Here is a 20,201-nt window from a genome sequence, read left to right as displayed (position 1 = left end):
ATGACCCAAGCAACGGCACCGGCGGCGAGCTCACCCTCGTCGCCGGCCCCGCCGGCCGCCCAGAAGGACGGGCGCACCGTACAGCGCTCGCTCGGGCGCCGGCTGATGGCCCGCCCCGAGGTCGGCGCGCTCATAGCCGCGATCGGCGTGTACGCCTTCTTCTTCTCGGTGGCCCCGTCCTTCCGTGAGGCCAGTTCGCTGGCGACCGTGCTCTACCAGGCCTCCGTCATGGGCATCATGGCGATCCCGGTGGCCCTGCTGATGATCGGCGGGGAGTTCGACCTGTCCGCCGGTGTCGCGGTCACCACCTCCGCGCTGACCGCCGCGATCATCAGCTTCCAGCTGACGGTGAACGTGTGGACCGGTGTCTTCGTCGCGCTGATCATGTCGTTGGCGGTCGGAGCGTTCAACGGCTGGCTGCTGATCAAGACCGGGCTGCCCAGCTTCCTCGTCACGCTCGGGTCGTTCCTGATCCTCCAGGGCTCGAACCTGGCCGTGACCAAGATCTTCACCGGCAACGTCGCCAGCGACTCCATCAGCGACATGGACGGCTTCGACCAGGCCAAGAGCGTCTTCGCCTCCGAGATCGGCATCGGCGGCGTCGACGTCAAGATCACGGTCTTCTACTGGCTGGCGTTCGCGGCGATCGCGACCTGGCTGCTGCTGCGCACCAAGTTCGGCAACTGGATCTTCGCCGTCGGCGGCAACAAGGACAGCGCGCGGGCCGTCGGCGTGCCCGTGAACTTCACGAAGATCGCCCTGTTCATGGGCGTCGGCGCGGGCGCCTGGTTCGTCGGCATGCACCTGCTGTTCTCGTTCAACACGGTGCAGTCCGGTGAGGGCGTGGGCAACGAGTTCCTGTACATCATCGCCGCGGTGATCGGCGGCTGCCTGCTGACCGGTGGCTACGGCTCGGCGGTCGGACCCGTGATCGGTGCCTTCATCTTCGGCATGGTCTCCCAGGGCATCGTCTACGCCAACTGGAACCCCGACTGGTTCAAGGCCTTCCTCGGCGTGATGCTCCTGATCGCCGCCCTCGTCAACTTGTGGGTCCGCAGCCAGGCGACCCGGAGGTGAACCACCCCATGACCAACACCAACGGATCAGCGGCCGGCGGTGCGCCCGCGAAGGACACCGCGGAGGACACCGTCCGGGACCAGCCGATCGTCGAACTGCGCGACGCGGGCAAGTCCTACGGCAACATCCGCGCGCTGCACGGGGTGAACCTCACCGTCCACCCCGGCAAGGTCACCTGCGTGCTCGGCGACAACGGCGCCGGCAAGTCCACTCTCATCAAAATCATCTCCGGGCTGCACCAGCACACCGAGGGCGAGTTCGTCATCGACGGCGAGCCGGTGCGCTTCTCCACCCCGCGCGAGGCCCTGGACGCCGGTATCGCCACCGTCTACCAGGACCTGGCGACCGTGCCCCTGATGCCGGTGTGGCGCAACTTCTTCCTCGGCTCGGAGATGACCAAGGGCCCCTGGCCCGTGCGTCGCCTCGACATCGAGAAGATGAAGAAGACCGCGGACGAGGAACTGCGGAACATGGGCATCGTCCTGGACGACCTCGACCAGCCCATCGGCACCCTCTCCGGTGGCCAGCGCCAGTGCGTCGCCATCGCCCGCGCCGTCTACTTCGGCGCCCGTGTACTGATCCTGGACGAGCCCACCGCCGCCCTCGGCGTGAAGCAGTCCGGCGTGGTGCTGAAGTACATCGCCGCCGCCCGCGACCGGGGCCTGGGCGTCATCTTCATCACCCACAACCCCCACCACGCCTACATGGTCGGCGACCACTTCAGCGTCCTGCGCCTCGGCACGATGGAACTCTCCGCCGCCCGCGACCAGGTCAGCCTCGAAGAACTCACCAACCACATGGCCGGCGGCACCGAACTCGCCGCCCTGAAGCACGAACTGGCCCAGGTCCGCGGAGTCGACGTCGAGGAACTCCCCGAGGAGGGCGACCTCACCGTACCCGTGGTCTCCTCGAAGGACGGGGCTGCCTGACCCCGGCTGCTCCTCGTGAGCGACCGCGGCGGCCGACGACACGGCGAGGGCGCTTCGCACGGAGGCCCTCGCCGGTCGGCGGACGACTTCCCGCCGGTCAGCGTACTTGGCTGGCGATCGCCTTGCTGTTCGGTTACCGGGCCGTCACTATGAGGTGTGCCGCCCGGAGCCGTACGCCCGAGGAGACGCCTATGGACAGGTACGAGCAGCCCTTCGCCACGAGCGTCGTCAGGGATTTGCACGACACCTCGCTGGATGACGTGCCCGAGTCCGCTCAGGACTCGGTCATGGCAAGGATGCTCGCAGGTGGCGGAGAGCCGGTGGCCGCCTTCCAGTCGTCGCTCTGACCGGCCTGGCCGGAACGACGAGGGATCGTCCCGGTGACGGTGGCGGCGCGGCCCTTCCGCCAGTTTGTGATCAAGGTGCACAGCCGGTGCGATCTGGCCTGTGACCACTGCTACGTCTACCAGCACGCCGACCAGAGCTGGCGCGGGCGGCCGGTGACGATGTCCGAGGAAACGTTCCGCCGTGCGGCCGGGCGGATCGCCGAACACGCGGCCGCACACCGGCTCACTCGCGCGCACGTCGTGCTGCACGGCGGTGAGCCCCTGCTCGCCGGGCGGGAACGCCTGAGAGGCTTCGCCCGCTCGCTCCGCACGGCGCTGAGCGGCGTCGCCGAACTCGACCTGCGCATGCAGACCAACGGCCTCCGCCTGGACGACGAGTTCTGCGCGATGCTCGTCGACGAGTCCATCGTCACCAGCATCTCGCTCGACGGCGACGCGGCGTCCAACGACCGCCACCGGATCAGACGGGACGGCTCCGGCTCCTACCACGACGTGGTCCGCGCGGTGCGTCTCCTCGGCTCACCGCCCCACCGCGCCGCCTTCGGCGGGCTGCTCTGCACGATCGACGTCGAGAACGACCCGGTGGAGGTGTACCGGGCGCTGGCCGAACTCCGCCCGCCGGCGGTCGACTTCCTGCTGCCGCACGCCACGTGGGAGTTCCCGCCACCCCGCCCCGGCGGGGAGACCGACTACGCGGACTGGCTGATCGCCGTGCACAAGCAGTGGACGGCCGACGGCATGCCGATGCGCATCCGGATGTTCGAGTCCATCAGCCGGCTGACCCGAGGCCGCGGCAGCCTCACCGAGGCGCTGGGGCTGGGGAGTTCGGACCTGCTCGTGGTCGAGACCGACGGTGCCCTCGAACAGGCGGACTGGCTGAAGACGGCCTATCCGGGAGCCCCGGCGACCGGCATGCACCTGGCCACCCACCGTCTGGAGGAGGCCGCCGAGCACCGGGGCATCCAGGCCCGCCGCGCCGGACTGGACGGGCTGAGCGCGCAGTGCCGCGCCTGCCCCGTCGTCTCGGTCTGCGGCGGCGGCCTCTACGGGCACCGCCACCGCGCCTCCAACGGGTTCGACAACCCCTCCGTCTACTGCGCCGACCTGCTGAAGATCATCGAGTACGTGCAGACCACGGAGCGCAACGACGCCGACGTCCGCCACGGCTGGCACGGTCTGTCCTGGACCCACTTCGACGAACTGGCCGCCGGATACGGCGGCGCGGGGGCCGTCCGCTCCCTGGCCGCGGCACAGAACAGCCAGCGCAGGGCGCTGCTGGCGGCGGCCCGCCGCGCGGACACCCAGGGGCCTGGGATGGCCCCCGGGCTGAGGCCGACGCCGGTGGACGCGGAGGCGGGGGCGAGTGCGGGCGCGAGCGCCGGCGCGGCTGCGGGGGCGGCTCCGGGAACGGGCGGCCCGGCGGACTCGGGACCCGGCTGGGACGCGATCCTGGCCCTGCCCACCGCCGCGCTGGACGTCCTGCTGGCCGACCCGTACCTCCGCGTGTGGGCCCTCGCGTGCGGGCAGCCGGTACGACGCCGGGCCGAGGGCCGCCCGGCGGAGGCCGCGCTGTCGGCCGTCGCACGGGCCGGCGGCCGGCTGACCCTGTCGGTCCCGCTGCGACACGAGCCCGAGGGGCCGGCGATCCATCTCCCCGGCCTGGGACGGCTGTCGCTGCGCGCCGACGGCCGCGACCGACGCTCCGGGACGGTCACCGTGACGGCCGCCGACACCGCGCTCACCGTCGAAGGGCGGACCCTGGGCCAGGAGTTGCCCCCCGACGGCATGCGCTGGCAGCCACTGCGCCACCTCTCCGCCGACGGACTGGACGTGGCCCTGGACGACCTGGACCCCTCCCGAGACTGCTACGGCTACAAGCCCCTGCCCCGCCTGTCCGAGGCCGAATTCCGACGGTGGGAGGCGATGTTCGGGGAGGCCTGGCAGCTGATCAGGACCGAGTACGCCGAGTACGCGCAGGGGATCGCCGCCGGCCTGACCACGGTGACCCCGCTCGTGCCCGCCGCGTCCGGCGACGACGTCAGCGCCACCTCCCGGCACGCCTTCGGGGCGGTCGGCATCGCGCTGCCCCGCTCGGCCGAGGATCTGGCCATGCTGATCGTCCACGAGTACCAGCACGTCAAACTGGGCGCCATGCTCGACATGTTCGACCTGCTCGACGGCCTCGACAACCGCCGCTACCGCGTGCTGTGGCGCCCCGACGCCAGGCCTCTCGACGCCATCGTGCAGGGCGCGTACGCCCACCTCGCGGTCGCCGACATCTGGCGGCTCAGGGTCCGCCGCGGCGCGGCCGGTGTCGGCCCGGCCCTGTACGAACGCTCCCGCGCCGAGGCGGACAGGTGGCGCACGGCCGTCCTGGACGCCCTCGACACGGTGGCCGGAACCGGCTCCCTGACCGCTCTGGGACACCGCTTCGTGCGTGGACTGCGGGACGAGGCCGAGACCTTGGGCGGAGTGGCCGAAACCGGCCCGATCGCGGTCTGACGGCGAGCCAACTCCCCTTTCTGGCACGGGTGTCCGGTACAACTTGCTCCGGCCGACCCCTGGCACCCACGGTGGGTTTCGCGTTCCAATGGATCCTGGAGGAGATTCAGCGGTGATGCTCGGGGCGGGGAGACCCGAGGTGGGCGACGGGGGAGGGGAAAGGCGAGTCCATGATTCATCCGGATTCTCAGGAGACACCGGCGTCGGCTTCCTCCGATCCGTACGTTTTCTTCATGAGTTACGCACGGTTGCCGATGACGGGCACGAGGACGAGGAAAGACCCGTCGGATGTGGCGCTGGAGCAGTTCCACGCTCATTTATGCAGCGACATCATGCAGTTGACGGATCACGACGGCGAGGAATCGCCCGGATTCCTCGACCAGAGCATCGACCTCGGCGAGGACTGGCAGAGCAGACTCAAACACGCCCTGGCCACCTGCCGGGTCTTCGTGCCCATCTACACCAGCCGGTACTTCAAGAGGGAATGGTGCGGAAAGGAATGGGACGCCTTCGCACGACGGCAGGAGGAACAGCTTCGAACCCGGCCGTACACGGGCAACGCGATCATCCCCGTCCTCTGGGTCGGACAGCAGCATCTGACACTGCCGCCCGTCGCGGCGAAAGTGCAGTACGCCCACCCCGTTCTGGGTAAGGACTACCTGCAGTCGGGCCTCTACGGACTGAAGCAGGCGGGCCGCCACGCCAAGTACCGCAGCTCCGTGTGGGCGCTTGCCCAGATGATCGTCAAAGTGGCTCAGCAGACCAGCCTTGAACCGTGCGACGTGGAGCTGTTCAAAGACCTCCGGAACGTCTTCGAGGGGGAGTAGCAGGATGCCGATGTTCTTCATGAGCTATGCGCGGGTTCCTGTTCCCCGACACCGGGACGCCTCACAGGATCCCAATCGTCTGGTCTTCCGGTTCTTCGACGAGCTGTCCGCCAAGGTGGCGCAGCGCGCGAGGGTGACGCAGGAGGAGGCCGGCTTCGTCGAGCGCCCGGGGACGCCGGGGGAGGTGTCGGTCAAGGCGCTTCTCGACTGCCGGGTCTTCGTTCCGCTGTACTCCAAGCGGTACTTCAGCAACCCCCAGTGCGGCCGGCAGTGGACCGCCGTCACCCAGGGCGCCCCGGAGGACCGTCCGAGCATCGTCCCGGTGCTGTGGACGCCGTACTCGCCCACTTCGCTCCCGAAGAAGGTCAAGGAGCAGTACCCCGAGGTGCCGGACGGCATGGGCGAGGCCGCCGAGAACTACGCCTCCATGGGACTGCACCGGCTGCTCGACCAGGTGCTCGACCTGTCCGAGAGGCCGGACCCGGAGGACGAGGGCGCGGCGGACCGGTTCTCCGCCCAGGTCGCCCAGGTGACCGACTGGCTGGCCCAGCGCATCGTCGACCTGGCGGCCACGGGTCCCACGCGGGCGCGGACGCTGGGTGGTGGGGGCAGGGCGCCGCAGCCGGAGACCCTGGCGGGGCTGGACGACGCCTTCGCCGATCCGCCCTTCGCGTCCCCGCTGCACATCACCGTGCTCGCCCCGACCGAGGAGGGCTTACCGGTCGGCCGGGACAGCGCGCGCTACGGACCGCGGGTGGACGACTGGCGCCCCTACGGCACCGCGGTGGGCCCGCTGGTCGAGCTGATGGAGGCGCTGGCCCGGAATCTGGGCTTCGAGCCCACCGTGAAGCCCTTCGACAAGTTCCAGACGGAGTTGAGGGACACCGAACTCCCCACCGCCCCATGGATCCTGGTGGTGGACCCATGGGCGCTGGAGAACTCCCAAATGGCGCGCGAGGCAAAGGAGTTCGACCGTGCCCGGCGTCCGTGGACAGCGGTGCTGAGTACGCTGGCGGGGGACGATCTGCAGACGAAGGAGCAGTCCGAACGGCTGCGCGGACTGCTGGCGGCGAACTTTCCCCGGTTCCTCAGTGAGGGCCGGGTGGGGGAGCAGGAAGCCGTACGGGGGCTGGCCGGGGCGGATGTCTTCACCCGGTGGTTCGGCGAACTGGCTGAGGCAACCAAGATCCGCTACTTGCGGTACATTCACTCGCAATTGCCCCGGAGCGGCACGGGTGTCCGGGGCGTCTCGGAATCCGGTGCGGACCTGCCCCGACGGCCCGACACCGGCCGGGGCAACGGGGCATCGAGCGACGGCAGTCGCGTGGAGGGCAGGCCATGACCGGCGAGGACGCGCGCAGGATCATCACGTTCTACTCGTACAAGGGTGGTACGGGGCGGACGATGGCGCTCGCCAACACCGCCTGGATCCTCGCCTCCGCGGGCAATCGCGTCCTGGTGGTCGACTGGGACCTCGACGCCCCCGGCCTGGACCGTTTCCTGCACCCCTTCCTGAGTGAGAGTCAGCTGCGGACCACGCCGGGCGTGCTCGAACTGGTCAGCCGGTCCACCCAGTTCGCGCGGTCGATCCAGAGCAGGGGCGACACTCTCCCCCAGTTCGAACTGGGTTCCGACTACACGGGGGCGTCCGATCTGGAGACGCCGGACGGGATCACCCTCAACAGCTGCCTCATCCAGGTCGACTGGAACTTCCCCTCGGGCGGTCAGCTCTACTACCTGCCGGCGGGGACCAAGAACAAGGGCTATCTCTCGGCGTTCTCCCAGTTCGACTGGAAGGACTTCATGGACGGGCCACTGGCCACCAGGTTCCTGGAAGGGCTCAAGCGCGAGTTCGTCGAGAACTTCGACTACGTCCTCATCGACAGCCGCACCGGGCTCAACGACATCTCCGACATCTGCACGGTCAATCTGCCGCACACCGTGGTCACCTGCTTCACCCCGAGCAGCCAGAGCATCGAGGGCGCCGCCGGGGTCGCCGAGCGCATCGACGGGATGCTGTACGGCAACCGGGACATCCGGATCCTGCCCGTCCCCATGCGGGTGGAGAACGCCGAGGCCGATCGACTCGACGCCGCCCGGGGACAGATCCAGTACCGCTTCGACCGCATCGTGCGCAAACACATCCCCGACCGGGACCCGGAGAGCTACTGGGGCAGCGTCGAGATCCCCTACCGGCCCATCTACTCCTACGAGGAGACGCTCGCCCCGTTCAGGGAGAAGCCGGGGGACCCCAAGAGCCTGCTCGCGGCCTACGAGAGACTCACCGAGGTCATCACGGACGGCCAGGTCGACTCGATGCCCCGGATCGACGAGCCGCTGCGTCACAAGACCCTCGACCGCTACACCCGCCACCGCCCGCCGCGGATCTCCGACGTGTACGTCAGCTTCGTCCCGCAGGACCGTAGTTGGGCCAACTGGGCGGGCGCGGTGCTGGAGCAGGCAGGTTTCAAGGTCCACCTGGCGCAGGAAGGCACCACGGAGAGCTCGCAGGTGCGGGACGAGATCGAACGGGGCGTCGAGTCGGCCTCGCACACCCTGGTCATCTTCTCCGAGGCCTACCTCAGGTCGTCCCGTTTCCGCACCACCTGGGAGGCGGTCTACGCGGAGAGCGACCGGCGCGCGCACCAGCTGGTCTCCATGCAGGTCGACGACCAGGTGTCCCTGGAGGCGCCCTTCACGGAACAGCTCGCCGACATGACGGGCTGCGAGGACGGCGAGGCGGGCCGTGACGCCCTGCTGACCTGGTTCGGCCGGAGTGCCGATTCCCTGTCCCGCAGCCACTTCACCGGCGACGAGCCGAAACTGCCGCGCTTCCCGAAGACCGAGCCCTCGGTCTTCGGCGTCCCGCTGCGCACGTCGTCCTTCACGGGCCGTACGGAAATCCTGGAGAGCATCCGGGAGAAGCTCTGGAAGGACGAGACCCGGGCCCTGGTGCTGAAGGGCATGGGCGGGGTGGGCAAGACCCTGCTGGCCCAGGAGTTCGCCCACCGCTACAAGAGCGACTACGACGTCGTCTGGCACATCCAGGCCGAGCAGAAGATCCTGGCCGTCGAGCAGTACGCGGGCATGGCCGAGGAACTGGGCCTGCCCGCCCGTACCAACCCCACCGACACGGCCAAGATGGTGTACGAGGCGCTCAACCACGGTGACCGCTACGACAGTTGGCTGCTGATCCTGGACAACGTCCCCGAGGCGGACCACCTGCCCGAGTACATGATGGACGGCCGGCGCGGCCACATCCTGGTCACCAGCCAGCGCGCCGAGGGCTGGGGGCGTTTCGTGGACACCGTGGACATCCCGGTGTTCGAGCGGAACGAGAGCATCGCCCACCTGCACAGCCGGCTGCCCGACTGCGGCTGGACGGAGGCCGACCAGATCGCGGAGGCCCTGGGCGACCTGCCGATCGCGATCGAACGGGCCGCGGCCTTCATCGAGCAGACCCGGGCCGACGTACGCGACTACATCAAGAAGCTCCAGCCGCAGGCCACCGGAGCCCCCGACGACAACTCGGTGGGCGCGGTCGTCAAGTCCGGTACCAACACCTGGGAGTTCGGCCTCCGGCAGCTGCGGGAGAGCTTCCCGCCGGCGGTGAAGCTGCTGCAGATCTGCTCGTACTACAGCCCCGAGGAGATCTCCATGGATCTCCTGGAGGGCTATGAGGTCTCCCGCGCACTGGGCGGGGTGCGCACGGTCTCCCGTGCCTACAAGGAACTCAGCAAGTTCTCCCTGGTCACGCTGGACCGCAAGGCCCGTAGCGTGACGGTGCACCGCATGATGCAGAGCGCGATGCGGGAGGAGATGACAGCCGCGGAGCGCGATGCGGCTCAAGAGGCCGTCTACCGCTCGCTGATCGCCGCCCGGCCGAGCGGAGACGACCCGGAGAACCCCAACACCTGGGAGAAGTACCGCATCATCTGGCCGCACCTCGGTACTCCCTGGGCGGAGAGGGCCCCTGACGAGGGCATCAAGGAACTCTATGTGGACCGGGTCCGTCAGCTGCGCCGCCGGGGTGAGCTGAGCCAGGCCATGGACTACAGCCTGCGGCGCGTGGCCGCCTGGTCCGCGGAGGAGTCGCCCGACGAACGCTGGACGCTGCACATGCGCTTCCAGATCGCCAACATCCTGCGCGCCCAGGGCAAGTACGAGGAGTCCCTCGCCCTGGACCAGGAGGTCCTGGAGCGGCAGCTGGAGGTGCTGGACGACATCGACGACCAGCACATCCTGATGACCACCAGTAGCATCGCCGCCGACCTGCGCGGCCTGGGGCGGCTGACGGAGGCCCTGCAGTACGACGAGGAGACCTACCGCAGATACGACCAGAACTACGGCGAGGACAACGCGCGCACGCTCAGCGCGGCCAACAACCTCGCCGTCGCCCTGCGGCTCTCCGGCAACTACTACCGCGCCCGCGATCTCGACCGCAGAACACTGGAACTCCGTGAGGCGATTCAGCTCCACGACCATCCCCTGACCATCGAGTCGGCGGTGAACCTGGGCCGTGACCTGCGTGACTGCGGAGACTACGACGAATCCGTCGCGCTGCTGCGGCGCGCCTACGAGCGCTGTCTGCGCAATCCCCGCCTCACCCAGGGCTCACCGACCGTGCTGAACACGGCCAAGGGACTGGCCGGTTCCCTGCGCAGGGCCGGCCGGGCGGCGGAGGCCGAGGAACTCGTACGGCACGTACTCAGAAGCACACCGGACGGCGAGAAGTCGACGTCGGAGGATCTGCTGCTGGAGATGAGCCTGGCCGGTGACATGGCCGCCCAGGGGCGGGTCGACGAAGGACTCGATCTGATCCGCAGGGTCCAGGAGGACCTGAGGGACAAGCTGGGGGAGGGGCACTCCCACACGGTGGCCTGTTCGGTCAACCGGGCGGTTCTGCTCCTGCACGACATCGGGTCCATCCGCCCGGAAGTCGCCGGCGAGGCACAGGAGTTGCTGCGCAAGGCCCAGGACAAGTTCAGCGAACTCAACGGCGAGAGGCACCCGTTCGCGCTGATCTGCCACGCGAACCTGGCCGTCGCGGAGGCGGCGCTCGGCAACTGGGAGGAGGCCCGCAGGATCAGCGCCGGGTCGTACGAACTGCTCAGGGAGGTTCTCGACCCGCTGCACCCGTCGACACTGACCTGTGCCGGGAACCTCGCCGTCGTCCTCAGCCATCTGGGCCGGGCCGACGAGGCCCGCACCACGCACCACGACGCGCTGGCCGCGCTGAGCAAGCGCATCGGCAGGGAGCATCCCCGCGTGGTGGCCCTGAAGGACTGGAAGCTCAGCTGTCTCGACCTGGAGCCGCACCCGATCTGACCGGAGCGGCCCCCCGGCTCCCGGAGCCGCTCCCGGTTCCCGGAGCCGCTCCAGGCCTAGGCGGGCCCGGCCGTGTCCCGGGCCCAGGCCAGCACCTGGGGCAGAGCGGGCAGCGCCGCGAAGTGGGCCGCGGAGGGCTGCAGCATGGCCTTGGCCGTGGGGATCTTCTTGGCCAGCCAGTGGAAGTGGGCGACCGGGGCGAAGATGTCCCGCTCGCCGTGCCACAGCATCACGGGCACGGAACCGTCGATGTCCTTGAGATCGAATCCCCAGGGCCGCCGGAACGCGACCAGGTCGTCCACCCAGCCCATCGGCGCGCGGGGGTCGACCGCCTCCCCCTCGCCCACCGCCGACAGGTAGTTCCTGAGGAGATGCTGGCGGATCCCGGCGTCCTCGACGATCACCCGGTCCACGCTCGGCATCTCGTCGCGCAGGGACGCGAGGAAGACGGTGGGGTCGCGGCGGATCGTCTCGGCGTTGCGGGCCAGCAGCGCGCCCAGCTCGGTCACATCGGGCGCGTGGCGACGCAGCAGCTCGTACGTCGACACATTGGACTCGGACATCTCCTTGTGCCAGTCGGGCCAGTCGAGTCCGTCGGCGGCGCTGTCGCCGGGGCTGTCGTCATCGCTGTCGGGTTTCGGCGGAGCGAGCGAGACCAACGCGGCGACACTCGCCACCTGGCTGCCCATGTTCCGTGCCGCGCAGGCCAGCGCGTGCGGTGCGCCGCCCGATCTGCCCACCACGGAGTACTTCTTGATGTCCAGATCCTCGGCGATGGCGGCGACGTCCTCGGCCGCGTCGACCACCCTGCGACGCTCGTGACGGTCGGAACCGCCGTACCCCGGCCGGTCGTAGGCGATGAGGCGCACTCCGAGCTTGTGCAGGTCGAAGGTGCGCAGTCGGGGCCCGAGTCGGCTTCCGGGAGTTCCGTGCAGCAGAAACACCGGGTGTGCGTCCGGATCGCCCCAGGTCTCGTAGGCGATCGTCCGTCCGCCGGACGGCGTCTTCACTGTCTTAACCACCCGATGCCCTCCCGTGCCAGCGGCTGTGGAGTGAAGCGCGGGACCTCCCAGCATTACGCATGGAAAGCCCCGCTCCTAGTAGCTGCTCAGCCGTTCTGGCTTCATATGGCAAGAATTGGGTAAACGTGGGCCGCTCGGCTGTTCACGGCCCAAGGTAGTGCACCGGCACACGGGTCGCCGGACGAGGACGGAATTCGTGGTGCCCGAGTTGGTCATGGGGTATGCCGCCTCACTGTGCTCCCGAGGCCGTTTCCGCCCCTGCGCGATGCCCGGCACCTGGGGGTAGGCGCGACCACCCGTAAGGAGCAGTACGGACGCTGACGTTCCGGGAAGTGGTGTGTCTCACGCCCCGGCGGCCGGTTCGGGCCGGTGCACACCGCGTGGCCGATAGCCCAGGGCCTCGGAGCGGCCCAGCAGATCGGCCAGCAGCCAGACGATGGCCAACCACATCTCGGTCCCCTGCAGCCCCGGTTCGGGGCCCGGTCCCGCCGTACCCGGTCCGAACCCGAACCCCCTGCCGTCCTGCCAGCGTGCCAGGACGGCGGTGAGCCGCTGTTCGGCCCAGCCGCGGATCTCGGCCGACCGGTAGCCGCCCTCGCCTCCGCCCCCGAGGCCCGACTGCCGTGCGCACAGCCACAACGGATGGGCGACGTCGAGGACGTTGCAGGCGTTCTCCCGGCCCGCACCGAAGTAGCGGGTGTCACGTGCATGGTCCAGCACCGCGTCCACGACCCGTTCCGGATGCGGGGCGGGTACCCCGAACTGTGCGAAGGAACCCCGGGTGAGCCGGTAGTAGCCGTTCACGACCTGCAGGCGGCCGGCGCTGCCGGAAGGGCTGCCCCACATGCCGGTCCAGGGGTCGGCGCGGGTGAGGAGCCAGCCGAAGAGGGCTTCGAGGGTGCCCGGGGCGAGGCCCGCGCCGTCCGGATGCCGGAGGTTCCAGTGGGCCGCCGTGGCCCAGGAGTCGATCCACGCGCCCGCTGTCCACGCCTGGTCCCGCCACGGCAGTCGCTCCAGCCGGGCGACGAGTTGAGGGGCCGTCATGTCGCGGACCCCGCGCACCGGTCGGGGGAAGGCGGCACCGAGGAGGTCCAGCGCGTAGCCCACCGACAGGACGTGGTACAGCGCCGGGCCCTCGCCGGTGAAGCCGTCGGCGTCCATGGGGGGCGGTCGCTCGCCGAGTTCGGGTACCAGGCCGGTCTCCGGGTCCTGGAGGGACGTCAGGCGCTCGATGTGTTCCGCCCTGTCCAGTTGTGCGGGGGCGCTCGACAGCAGCAGGTCGGCGATCTCCACGGCGTCGCAGTGGGCCCGTACGGTGGGGGCGACGCCGGGGCGGTCCGTGTACCGGTCGCCGTTCCAGCTGCGGGCGAGGAGGTCGGCGGCCTGGGCGCGCGCGGTGTCGGCGAACCCCGCCAGGACGTCAGGGCCGGTCGCCTCCCGGTCCGCGCCGCCGGTCTCCCGCCTCCGGCCCGCCGGCTCCCGCCGGTCCCGGATCCGGCGGGCCGGATTCCCCGCGGCCACCGTCCACGCCGGTACGTCCTTCGTCACCACGGCGCCCGCGCCGATCACACAGTGGTCGCCGATGGTCACGCCGTCCACGACCACCACATGGGAACCGATCCAGACGTCGTCGCCGACGGTGATGCCCCGGCTGGTCTGGGGCTGCCGGTGGATCGGGCGGTCGGGGGCCGTGGAGTGGTTGAAGGCGAGGAGGGAGGTGTGGGCGCCGACGCGCACGCCGGTGCCCAGGGAGACGGTGCCGCGGACCACGGTGAAGGGGTTCAGGGTGCAGTCCGTGCCGGTGGTCAGGGTGCCGGTGACATAGGCGTGGGCGGCGATGTACGAATCGTCGCCCAGACGGAGGAGGTCGGGGAGGACCGCCGCCGACTCGGCCACGTAGCAGCCCTCGCCCACCTCGCTGTCTCCGTCGAGCGACCGCTGCCGTTCCCGCTGCGCGGCCCGTTGCTCCTCCGTCGCCTCCTTCTCGAACAGCCAGGGGCAGTGGTCGAAGCGGACCGAGGGGCCGAGACCGCCCCGGTGTCCGGGGTGGTCGGCGGCGTCGAAGGGCTGCGCGGACGGCGGCTGTCGGTGATCCATGGGCGCACGCTAGGCGGACCCGCGTCCGGCGAGGAAGAGGGCCCGCCCCCTGCGCGAGGGGGCGGGCCCGCTGCGCCGGGTGGGTGAGGGAGGACCGCGGGGCGCTGCGCCGGGTCGTCGTACTGCGGCGGGCGGCTCGTCCTTTTGTCCCTTTAAATGCATTTGTCGGGTCAGAGGTCTGTCGGTTCGCCCCTGGATGGGTCCATGCGCATGAGTTCGAATGCCGCTCCGGTCGTCGCGCCCGTCGCCGTCCCGGCCGCCGTGGCACCGGGGCTCGGTCCCGTCGCCGTGGTCGCCGGAGCCTTCACGCTGGCCCAACTCCTGCTCGTACCACCGGGGATGGGGCTCGGGTGGGACGAGACCGTGTACGTCAGCCAGGTCAGCCCGCACGCGCCGGCGGCGTTCTTCAGCGCGCCGCGTACGCGCGGGGTGCCGCTGCTCGTGGCACCGGTGGTCGTCTGGACGTCCTCCACCGCGGTGCTGCGGGTGTACCTGGCGGTGCTGTCGGGCGTGGGGCTGTACCTCGCCCTGCGCGCCTGGCGAGGACTCTTCCCGGCACGCACTCTGGCGCTCGCCGGGGCGCTGTTCGCGTCCCTGTGGGTGACCCTCTTCTACGGGCCGCAGGCCATGCCCAACTACTGGGTCGCCGTCGGCGCGCTCGGCTGTGTGGGGTGCTTCCTGCGGGCGCGGAACGATCCGGGGGACCGGGCGGCGCTGTGGGGCGCGGGCGCGGCCACGGCGCTGATGGCGTGGATGCGACCCACCGACACCGTGTGGGTGACGCTCCCGCTGTTCACGCTGCTGGTGGTCGTACGGCGGTGGCGGCGCCCGTGGCTCCTGGGGGTGATGGGGGCCGGCCTCGCCACCGGCGTGGTCGCGTGGGTCGTGGAGGCCTACGCCCAGTTCGGCGGGCCCGCCCGGCGGCTGGCCGACGGGTCACGGATCCAGGGCGGGCTGGGCTGGAACATCGCCGTCGACGACCAGTTGCGCAGCCTGGTGGGGCGTACGTTGTGCCGGCCGTGCACCGGCGACCTGCCGCATCCCGCGGTCATCGCCTGGTGGTTCGTCCTGCCGGTGCTGGCCGCTCTCGGCCTGGCCGTGGCGGTCCGGGCCGGGCGGGCGACGCCCACGGTGGTGCCGCTGGTCTGCGCCGCCACGGCCGCCGTCCCCTACCTGTTCCTGATCGGGTATGCCGCCCCTCGCTTCCTGCTACCCGCGTACGCCCTGCTGGCGATCCCGGTCGCCGACGCGCTGCTGGACCTCGTCATTGGGCCGGGCGGGGCGCGACGGCCGGTCGTGGCGGCCGTGGTGGCGTTCGGGCTCGTCGGCCATCTGGCGGTGCAGTACGCGGTGCTGGACCGCACCGTCTCGCGCACCACCGCGTTCCATCGCGACTGGGACCGGGTCGCCGCCGAACTGCGGCGCCTGGGTGTGCGTCCGCCCTGTCTGCTGACCGGCGACTACGCCATCCCCATCGCCTACTACGCGGGCTGCTCCTCCGCCCACACCAGCGGCAACAACGCCAACATCACCCGGGACGGCATCCTGCGCACCGCGGACCGTATGCCCGTGGCGGCACTGGTCGCACCGGGCGGCGGGCCGCCCGAGTACGCGCGGGCGTGGCCGGAGCGCCGGGTCGCGGGGTTCCGGCTGCATGTGGCGCCGACGGGGGGCCGGGCTCAGGGGGCCGTAGGGGAGACGCCCGTGGCGAAGCCGTCCCTGACCTTGTCGAAGACCGGGCGGTAGGTGTCCCAGTCGGCGTCCGGGGCCGAGAGGTAGATGTCGTACTCCCGTTCACCCTCGCGGCCGTACCCGAGGTCGATGGCGCGGAAGGCCCGGGCCCGGCCCTGGAAGGTGAACTCCCAGACGGCCGCCGGCTCCCCGCGGAAGGTGGTCTGCTGCATCCGCAGCCGCCGGTACGAGCCCGGGTAGTTGATCTTGGTGTTCGCCTCGATGTCCTCGAAGTGGGCCATGGGGTGCGAGCCGGCGGGGTCCACGACGCCGATGGTGAGTCCGACGAGTTCCGTCTCGTCGGTGTAGGTGACCGACTCGGACGTCCGTTTGCCGGCCCGCCAGCCGTCCGGGACGGGGAAGGAGATCCCGAGGGTCCCGTCCGTGACCAGACGGAAGCCGTCGGGCACGGGCGAGGGGGAGGGGGAGCGGGAAGGGGTGGCGGAGCCGCCCCCGCCCGGGGAGGGGGATTCCCCGAAGAGAGTCGAGGGCATGGAGAGCGCGGCGCCGGCGACCGTCGCGGCCACGGTCACGGCGACGGCGACCGGGACGAGGAGCCGGCGCTTCCTCCGGACCCCGCGCGAGCCTCCGGTGGGGGAGCCGCCGGTGGACGTACCTCCCTCGGTCGGGCCTCCGGCCCCCGGTGAGGGTGAAGGCGACGGCGTTGGCATCGGCATCGGCATCTGCGTCGGCAGAGCCATGGTCGCCTGGCCGGACACCACGGCGCGGAGTGCCCGTTCCGTCTCCTCGGCGGTGGGCCGGTCGGCGGGGTCCTTGGCGAGGAGGGCCTCGATGAGGGGCTCCAGGGCGCCGCCCCGCTTCAGGGGTTCCAGGGGGTCCACGGCGATGGCGTACGCGGTCTCCATCGCGGTGAGGCGGCGGAACGGCGGCCGGCCCTCGACCGCCTGGTAGAGCGTGGCCCCGAGGGCCCACAGGTCCGACGCCGGACCGGGCTTGTGGCCGCGGATCCGTTCCGGGGCCATGTAGGGGATGGAGCCGACCATCTCGCCGGTCTTGGTGAGGGTCGAGGCGTCCGCCGTCATCGCGATGCCGAAGTCGGTGAGAACGACCCGGCCCTCGGCGGCGAGCAGGACGTTGCCGGGTTTGACGTCGCGGTGCAGTACGCCGGCGGCGTGCGCGGCGCGCAGCGCGGCGACCATGCCCAGACCGATACGGGCCGCCTCCTCGGGCGGGAGGGTACGGCCGTCGGTGAGGAGGTCGGCGAGGGTGGGCGCCGGGACGTACTCCATGACGATGCAGGGCCGGCCGTCACCGGAACCGCCCTCGGCGCCGGCCCGGACACCGTCGACGGGGCCGCCGGTGGGGGCGTCCAGACGGTCGTCCACGACGTCATGGACGACGATCACGTTCGGGTGGGCGATCCTGGCCGCGCTGCGCGCCTCGCGGCGCGTGCGCTCGTACAGGGTGACGAGGTCGTCGGGCGACAGATGCGGCTGCACGTGCAGGCGCTTCACGGCGACCTGGCGGTCGAGGACCTCGTCACCGGCCCGCCACACCGTGCCCATGCCGCCGCGGCCTATCTGCTCCGTGAGCCTGTAGCGCCCGGCGACGAGCCGCCCTACGTCCGACACCACGTGCCCTCCGCCAGCCCTGCGTACGTTCGATTCGCCTCGTCACCATAACCGGGCCGAGGCGACGACCCGCGCGGAGGACCGCCCAAGGACGGCGGGGCCGCTAACGGCACGGGCGGACCGGGCGGGGCGGGCGGGCTCGCGGTGGGGCGTAAGCGGTTGTTCGGCGTACCGTCGTGACTGTGGACTCCACGGCTGACGGTCTCGTGGCCCGTGTCGCGCGTCAGCTCGTCCCCAGAGCGGACGAGCTGATCGCCGAGGTGGAGCGATGCCTGCGCCGCGAGATGCCCGAACTCTGGGCGCACCCCGACGCCATGACCGTGGACAACGTCGCCGAGCACGTCGTCGCGGGACTGTCCGCACTGCTGCACGGCGTCGAACCGGGTGGCATCGAGGCACCGTCCGCCGGACTGGAGCGGGTACGCCGTGTCGCCCGGCACGGGGTCCCCGTGAGCACGGTGCTGCGGGCCTTCCGGCTCGGCCAGGGCATCATCCTCGACCACCTGCTGGCGGAGATGCCCCGGTGCACCGACGACGCCGCCCTGATCAGCGAGGCCGCGCGCAGCCTGATCGTGTCGGCGACCGGATACCTGGACCGCACCTCCGAGCAGGGCGTCGTGGCCTACGAGGAGGAGCGGGACCGGCGACTGCGCTGGCGGCTGTCCATGGTGAACGAGTCGAGCGTCCGCATCGGCACCACGCTGGACATCGCCCGCACCACGCAGGAACTGGCCGACTTCGCCACCGAGCACTTCGCCGACCTCGTCACCGTCGACCTGCTCGACTCCGCGCTCGGCGCCCACGGCACTCCGCCGGACGACCCGCCCGCGTCGCCCCTGCTCCACCGGGTCGCCCAGCGCTCGGTCGCCCACCCGGGCCCGGCGGCCACGCCCACCCCTCGACCGCCCCACACCTTCCCGCCCGGCTCACCGCCGTCCCGCGCCCTGGCCACGGGCCAGCCGACCAGGCACCGCCTCGGCGGCGGCCACCGGGGGCCGTACGCGGCCGCCGAGCCCGCGGGCGGCGGGTGCGCCGGGGAAGGAGGCTGGGGCGAAACCGGGGCCCGGGCGGCAGGGAAGGGCGGCGCGAGCGCCGGGACCGGCGGGCGCCCCGGCGACGACGACGGCGCGGGTGCTGTGGACGGGGGTGCGGGCGGCGAGGGCGCCTGCGGGGGCCGACCCGCGGCCGTGGACGGCAGCTCCGGCGCTCGGCGCCCGGTGCACTCCACGCTGGTCGTGCCGTTGCGGGCGCGGGGGACCACCCTCGGTGTCGCGCAGTTCTGCCGGGACCGCAATCCCGACGCGTTCGACGACGAGGATCTGCTGCTCGCGCAGGAGATCGCGGCGAGGGCGGCGATCGCCGTCGACAACGCCCGTCGCTACACACACGCCCGCGCCACCGCCCTCACCCTGCAACGCAGCCTGCTCCCGCGCAGCACGCCGAGGCAGTCCGCCGTCGACGTCGCCCTCCGCTACCTCCCCGCCGACGCCCAGGGCGGCGTGGGCGGCGACTGGTACGACGTCATCCCCCTCTCCGGGGCCAGAGTCGCCCTCGTGGTGGGGGACGTCGTGGGGCACGGCATCCACGCCGCCGCCACCATGGGGCGCCTGAGGACCGCCGTGCGCACCCTGGCCGACATCGATCTGCCGCCCGACGAACTCCTCACCCACCTGGACGACGTCGTGCTCCGCCTGGCCGCCGAGGTGGAGGAGAACGGCGCGGACGAGGAGCCCGGGACCGCCGCGGTCGCCGGGACCGGCGCGGCCGACGCCGTCACAGGAGGCGGGGACATCGGGGCCACCTGCCTCTACGCCGTGTACGACCCCGTGTCGCGCCGCTGCACGCTCGCTCGTGCGGGGCATGTGCTGCCCGCCGTGGTCGGCCGGGACGGCACCGTCGACATCCTGGAGCTGCCGCCGGGTCCGCCGCTCGGCCTGGGCGGGCTCCCGTTCGAGGCGGCGGAGTTCGAACTGCCCGAGGGCAGTCTGCTGGCGCTCTACACCGACGGTCTGATCGAGGCCCGGGACCACGACATCGGCGCGGGCCTGGCTCGGCTCCGCGACGCCCTCGCCCGGCCGGCCCCCTCGCTGGAGGCCACCTGCGACGCCGTACTCGAAGCGTTGCTCCCGGCCAGGCCCCCCGACGACGTCGCCCTGCTGCTGGCCCGGACCCACGCCCTCGGTGCGGGACAGGTCGCCACCTGGGACCTGGAGGCCGAACCCGCCGCCGTCGGGCGGGCCAGGGCGCACGTCACCCGGCAGTTGGAGGACTGGGGCCTGGGAGAGCTGGATTTCACCGCCGAGCTGGTGGTCAGCGAACTCGTCACCAACGCCATCCGCTACGGCCGGCCCCCCGTACGGCTGCGACTCATCCGCGACCGCACCCTCATCTGCGAGGTCTCCGACTCAGGCGGCACCACGCCGCATCTGCGCCGCGCCCGGGGTTACGACGAGGGCGGCCGGGGCCTCCTCCTGGTCGCCCAGCTCGCCGAGGACTGGGGCACCCGCCGCGCCCGCCAGGGCAAGACGGTCTGGGCCGAACTGAGCGACTCCGCCGAGCTCACCTTCCCCGAGCCGGCCGCCCTCTAGACCCGCTGTGGCCGGCCCGACGGTCTCGGACGATGCGCCCGCGCCGGTGACCTGAAGTGGCCCGCCGGAAGACCGGCCGGCCGCTTCGCGGCGGTCGGAGCGCGGGGGAGGTCGCCCCGACCCGGCTTCGGGAGCCGTCGCCTCCGACGTGGACCACGGGG

Annotated in this window: 12 protein-coding genes; 9 read left to right on the top strand and 3 right to left on the bottom strand. The window is 71.4% G+C overall.

The features are described 5' to 3' along the window. The 7 genes from RM704_RS39455 (at window position 1) to fxsT (ending at window position 11,010) form a co-directional block, all read left to right on the top strand. Window positions 1-1,077 carry an ABC transporter permease gene (locus RM704_RS39455; protein ID WP_033531446.1) on the top strand — a complete coding sequence of 359 codons (1,077 nt, stop codon included), beginning with the start codon at window positions 1-3 and terminating at the stop codon, window positions 1,075-1,077. Window positions 1,078-1,085: 8 nt separating this feature from the next. Continuing rightward, a complete protein-coding gene (locus RM704_RS39450) occupies window positions 1,086-2,006 on the top strand; it encodes an ATP-binding cassette domain-containing protein (RefSeq protein WP_033531445.1) in 921 nt (306 codons plus the stop codon). Window positions 2,007-2,197: 191 nt separating this feature from the next. Next, complete coding sequence (gene fxsA, locus RM704_RS39445) at window positions 2,198-2,353, top strand: FxSxx-COOH cyclophane-containing RiPP peptide (RefSeq protein WP_063774535.1); 156 nt, start codon at window positions 2,198-2,200, stop codon at window positions 2,351-2,353. A gap of 33 nt (window positions 2,354-2,386) precedes the next feature. Then, complete coding sequence (locus RM704_RS39440; RefSeq protein WP_033531444.1) at window positions 2,387-4,855, top strand: FxsB family cyclophane-forming radical SAM/SPASM peptide maturase; 2,469 nt, start codon at window positions 2,387-2,389, stop codon at window positions 4,853-4,855. Between the two features lie 233 nt (window positions 4,856-5,088). Next, complete coding sequence (locus RM704_RS39435; RefSeq protein ID WP_311592669.1) at window positions 5,089-5,682, top strand: TIR-like protein FxsC; 594 nt, start codon at window positions 5,089-5,091, stop codon at window positions 5,680-5,682. A 4-nt stretch (window positions 5,683-5,686) separates the two neighbouring features. Beyond that, a complete protein-coding gene (gene fsxC / locus RM704_RS39430; RefSeq protein ID WP_033531442.1) occupies window positions 5,687-7,024 on the top strand; it encodes an FxsC protein in 1,338 nt (445 codons plus the stop codon). Further along, window positions 7,021-11,010 (top strand): FxSxx-COOH system tetratricopeptide repeat protein, encoded by a 3,990-nt coding sequence (gene fxsT / locus RM704_RS39425; protein WP_033531441.1) that lies wholly within the window; start codon window positions 7,021-7,023, stop codon window positions 11,008-11,010. The genes fsxC and fxsT overlap by 4 nt, the downstream gene beginning before the upstream one ends. Before the next feature lie 56 nt (window positions 11,011-11,066). On the opposite strand, the gene RM704_RS39420 is transcribed toward fxsT, so the two are convergent. Both RM704_RS39420 and RM704_RS39415 read right to left on the bottom strand, forming a co-directional pair. Further along, a complete protein-coding gene (locus RM704_RS39420) occupies window positions 11,067-12,032 on the bottom strand; it encodes an alpha/beta hydrolase (RefSeq protein ID WP_033531440.1) in 966 nt (321 codons plus the stop codon). Between the two features lie 342 nt (window positions 12,033-12,374). Then, window positions 12,375-14,129 (bottom strand): acyltransferase, encoded by a 1,755-nt coding sequence (locus tag RM704_RS39415; RefSeq protein WP_078937439.1) that lies wholly within the window; start codon window positions 14,127-14,129, stop codon window positions 12,375-12,377. Between the two features lie 204 nt (window positions 14,130-14,333). On the opposite strand from RM704_RS39415, the gene RM704_RS39410 reads away from it, so the two are divergent. Further along, the gene (locus tag RM704_RS39410; RefSeq protein WP_052146466.1) at window positions 14,334-15,875 is read left to right on the top strand and encodes a glycosyltransferase family protein; all 1,542 of its coding nucleotides are present in this window, start codon (window positions 14,334-14,336) and stop codon (window positions 15,873-15,875) included. Here RM704_RS39410 and RM704_RS39405 read toward each other — a convergent pair. Continuing rightward, the gene (locus RM704_RS39405; protein WP_033531439.1) at window positions 15,809-17,455 is read right to left on the bottom strand and encodes a serine/threonine-protein kinase; all 1,647 of its coding nucleotides are present in this window, start codon (window positions 17,453-17,455) and stop codon (window positions 15,809-15,811) included. The genes RM704_RS39410 and RM704_RS39405 overlap by 67 nt on opposite strands. 179 nt (window positions 17,456-17,634) lie before the next feature. Here RM704_RS39405 and RM704_RS39400 point away from each other — a divergent pair, with 179 nt between their 5' ends. Further along, on the top strand, window positions 17,635-20,040 hold the full coding sequence (locus RM704_RS39400) for a SpoIIE family protein phosphatase (RefSeq protein ID WP_033531438.1): 2,406 nt from the start codon (window positions 17,635-17,637) through the stop codon (window positions 20,038-20,040). The last annotated feature ends 161 nt before the right edge of the window (window positions 20,041-20,201 follow it).

The organism is Streptomyces gottesmaniae, from assembly GCF_031845845.1.
Classification (GTDB): Bacteria; Actinomycetota; Actinomycetes; order Streptomycetales; family Streptomycetaceae; genus Streptomyces; species Streptomyces akebiae.
The sequence above is the reverse complement of the archived record's forward strand: the minus strand, read 5'-3'. Positions and strand labels throughout refer to the sequence as shown.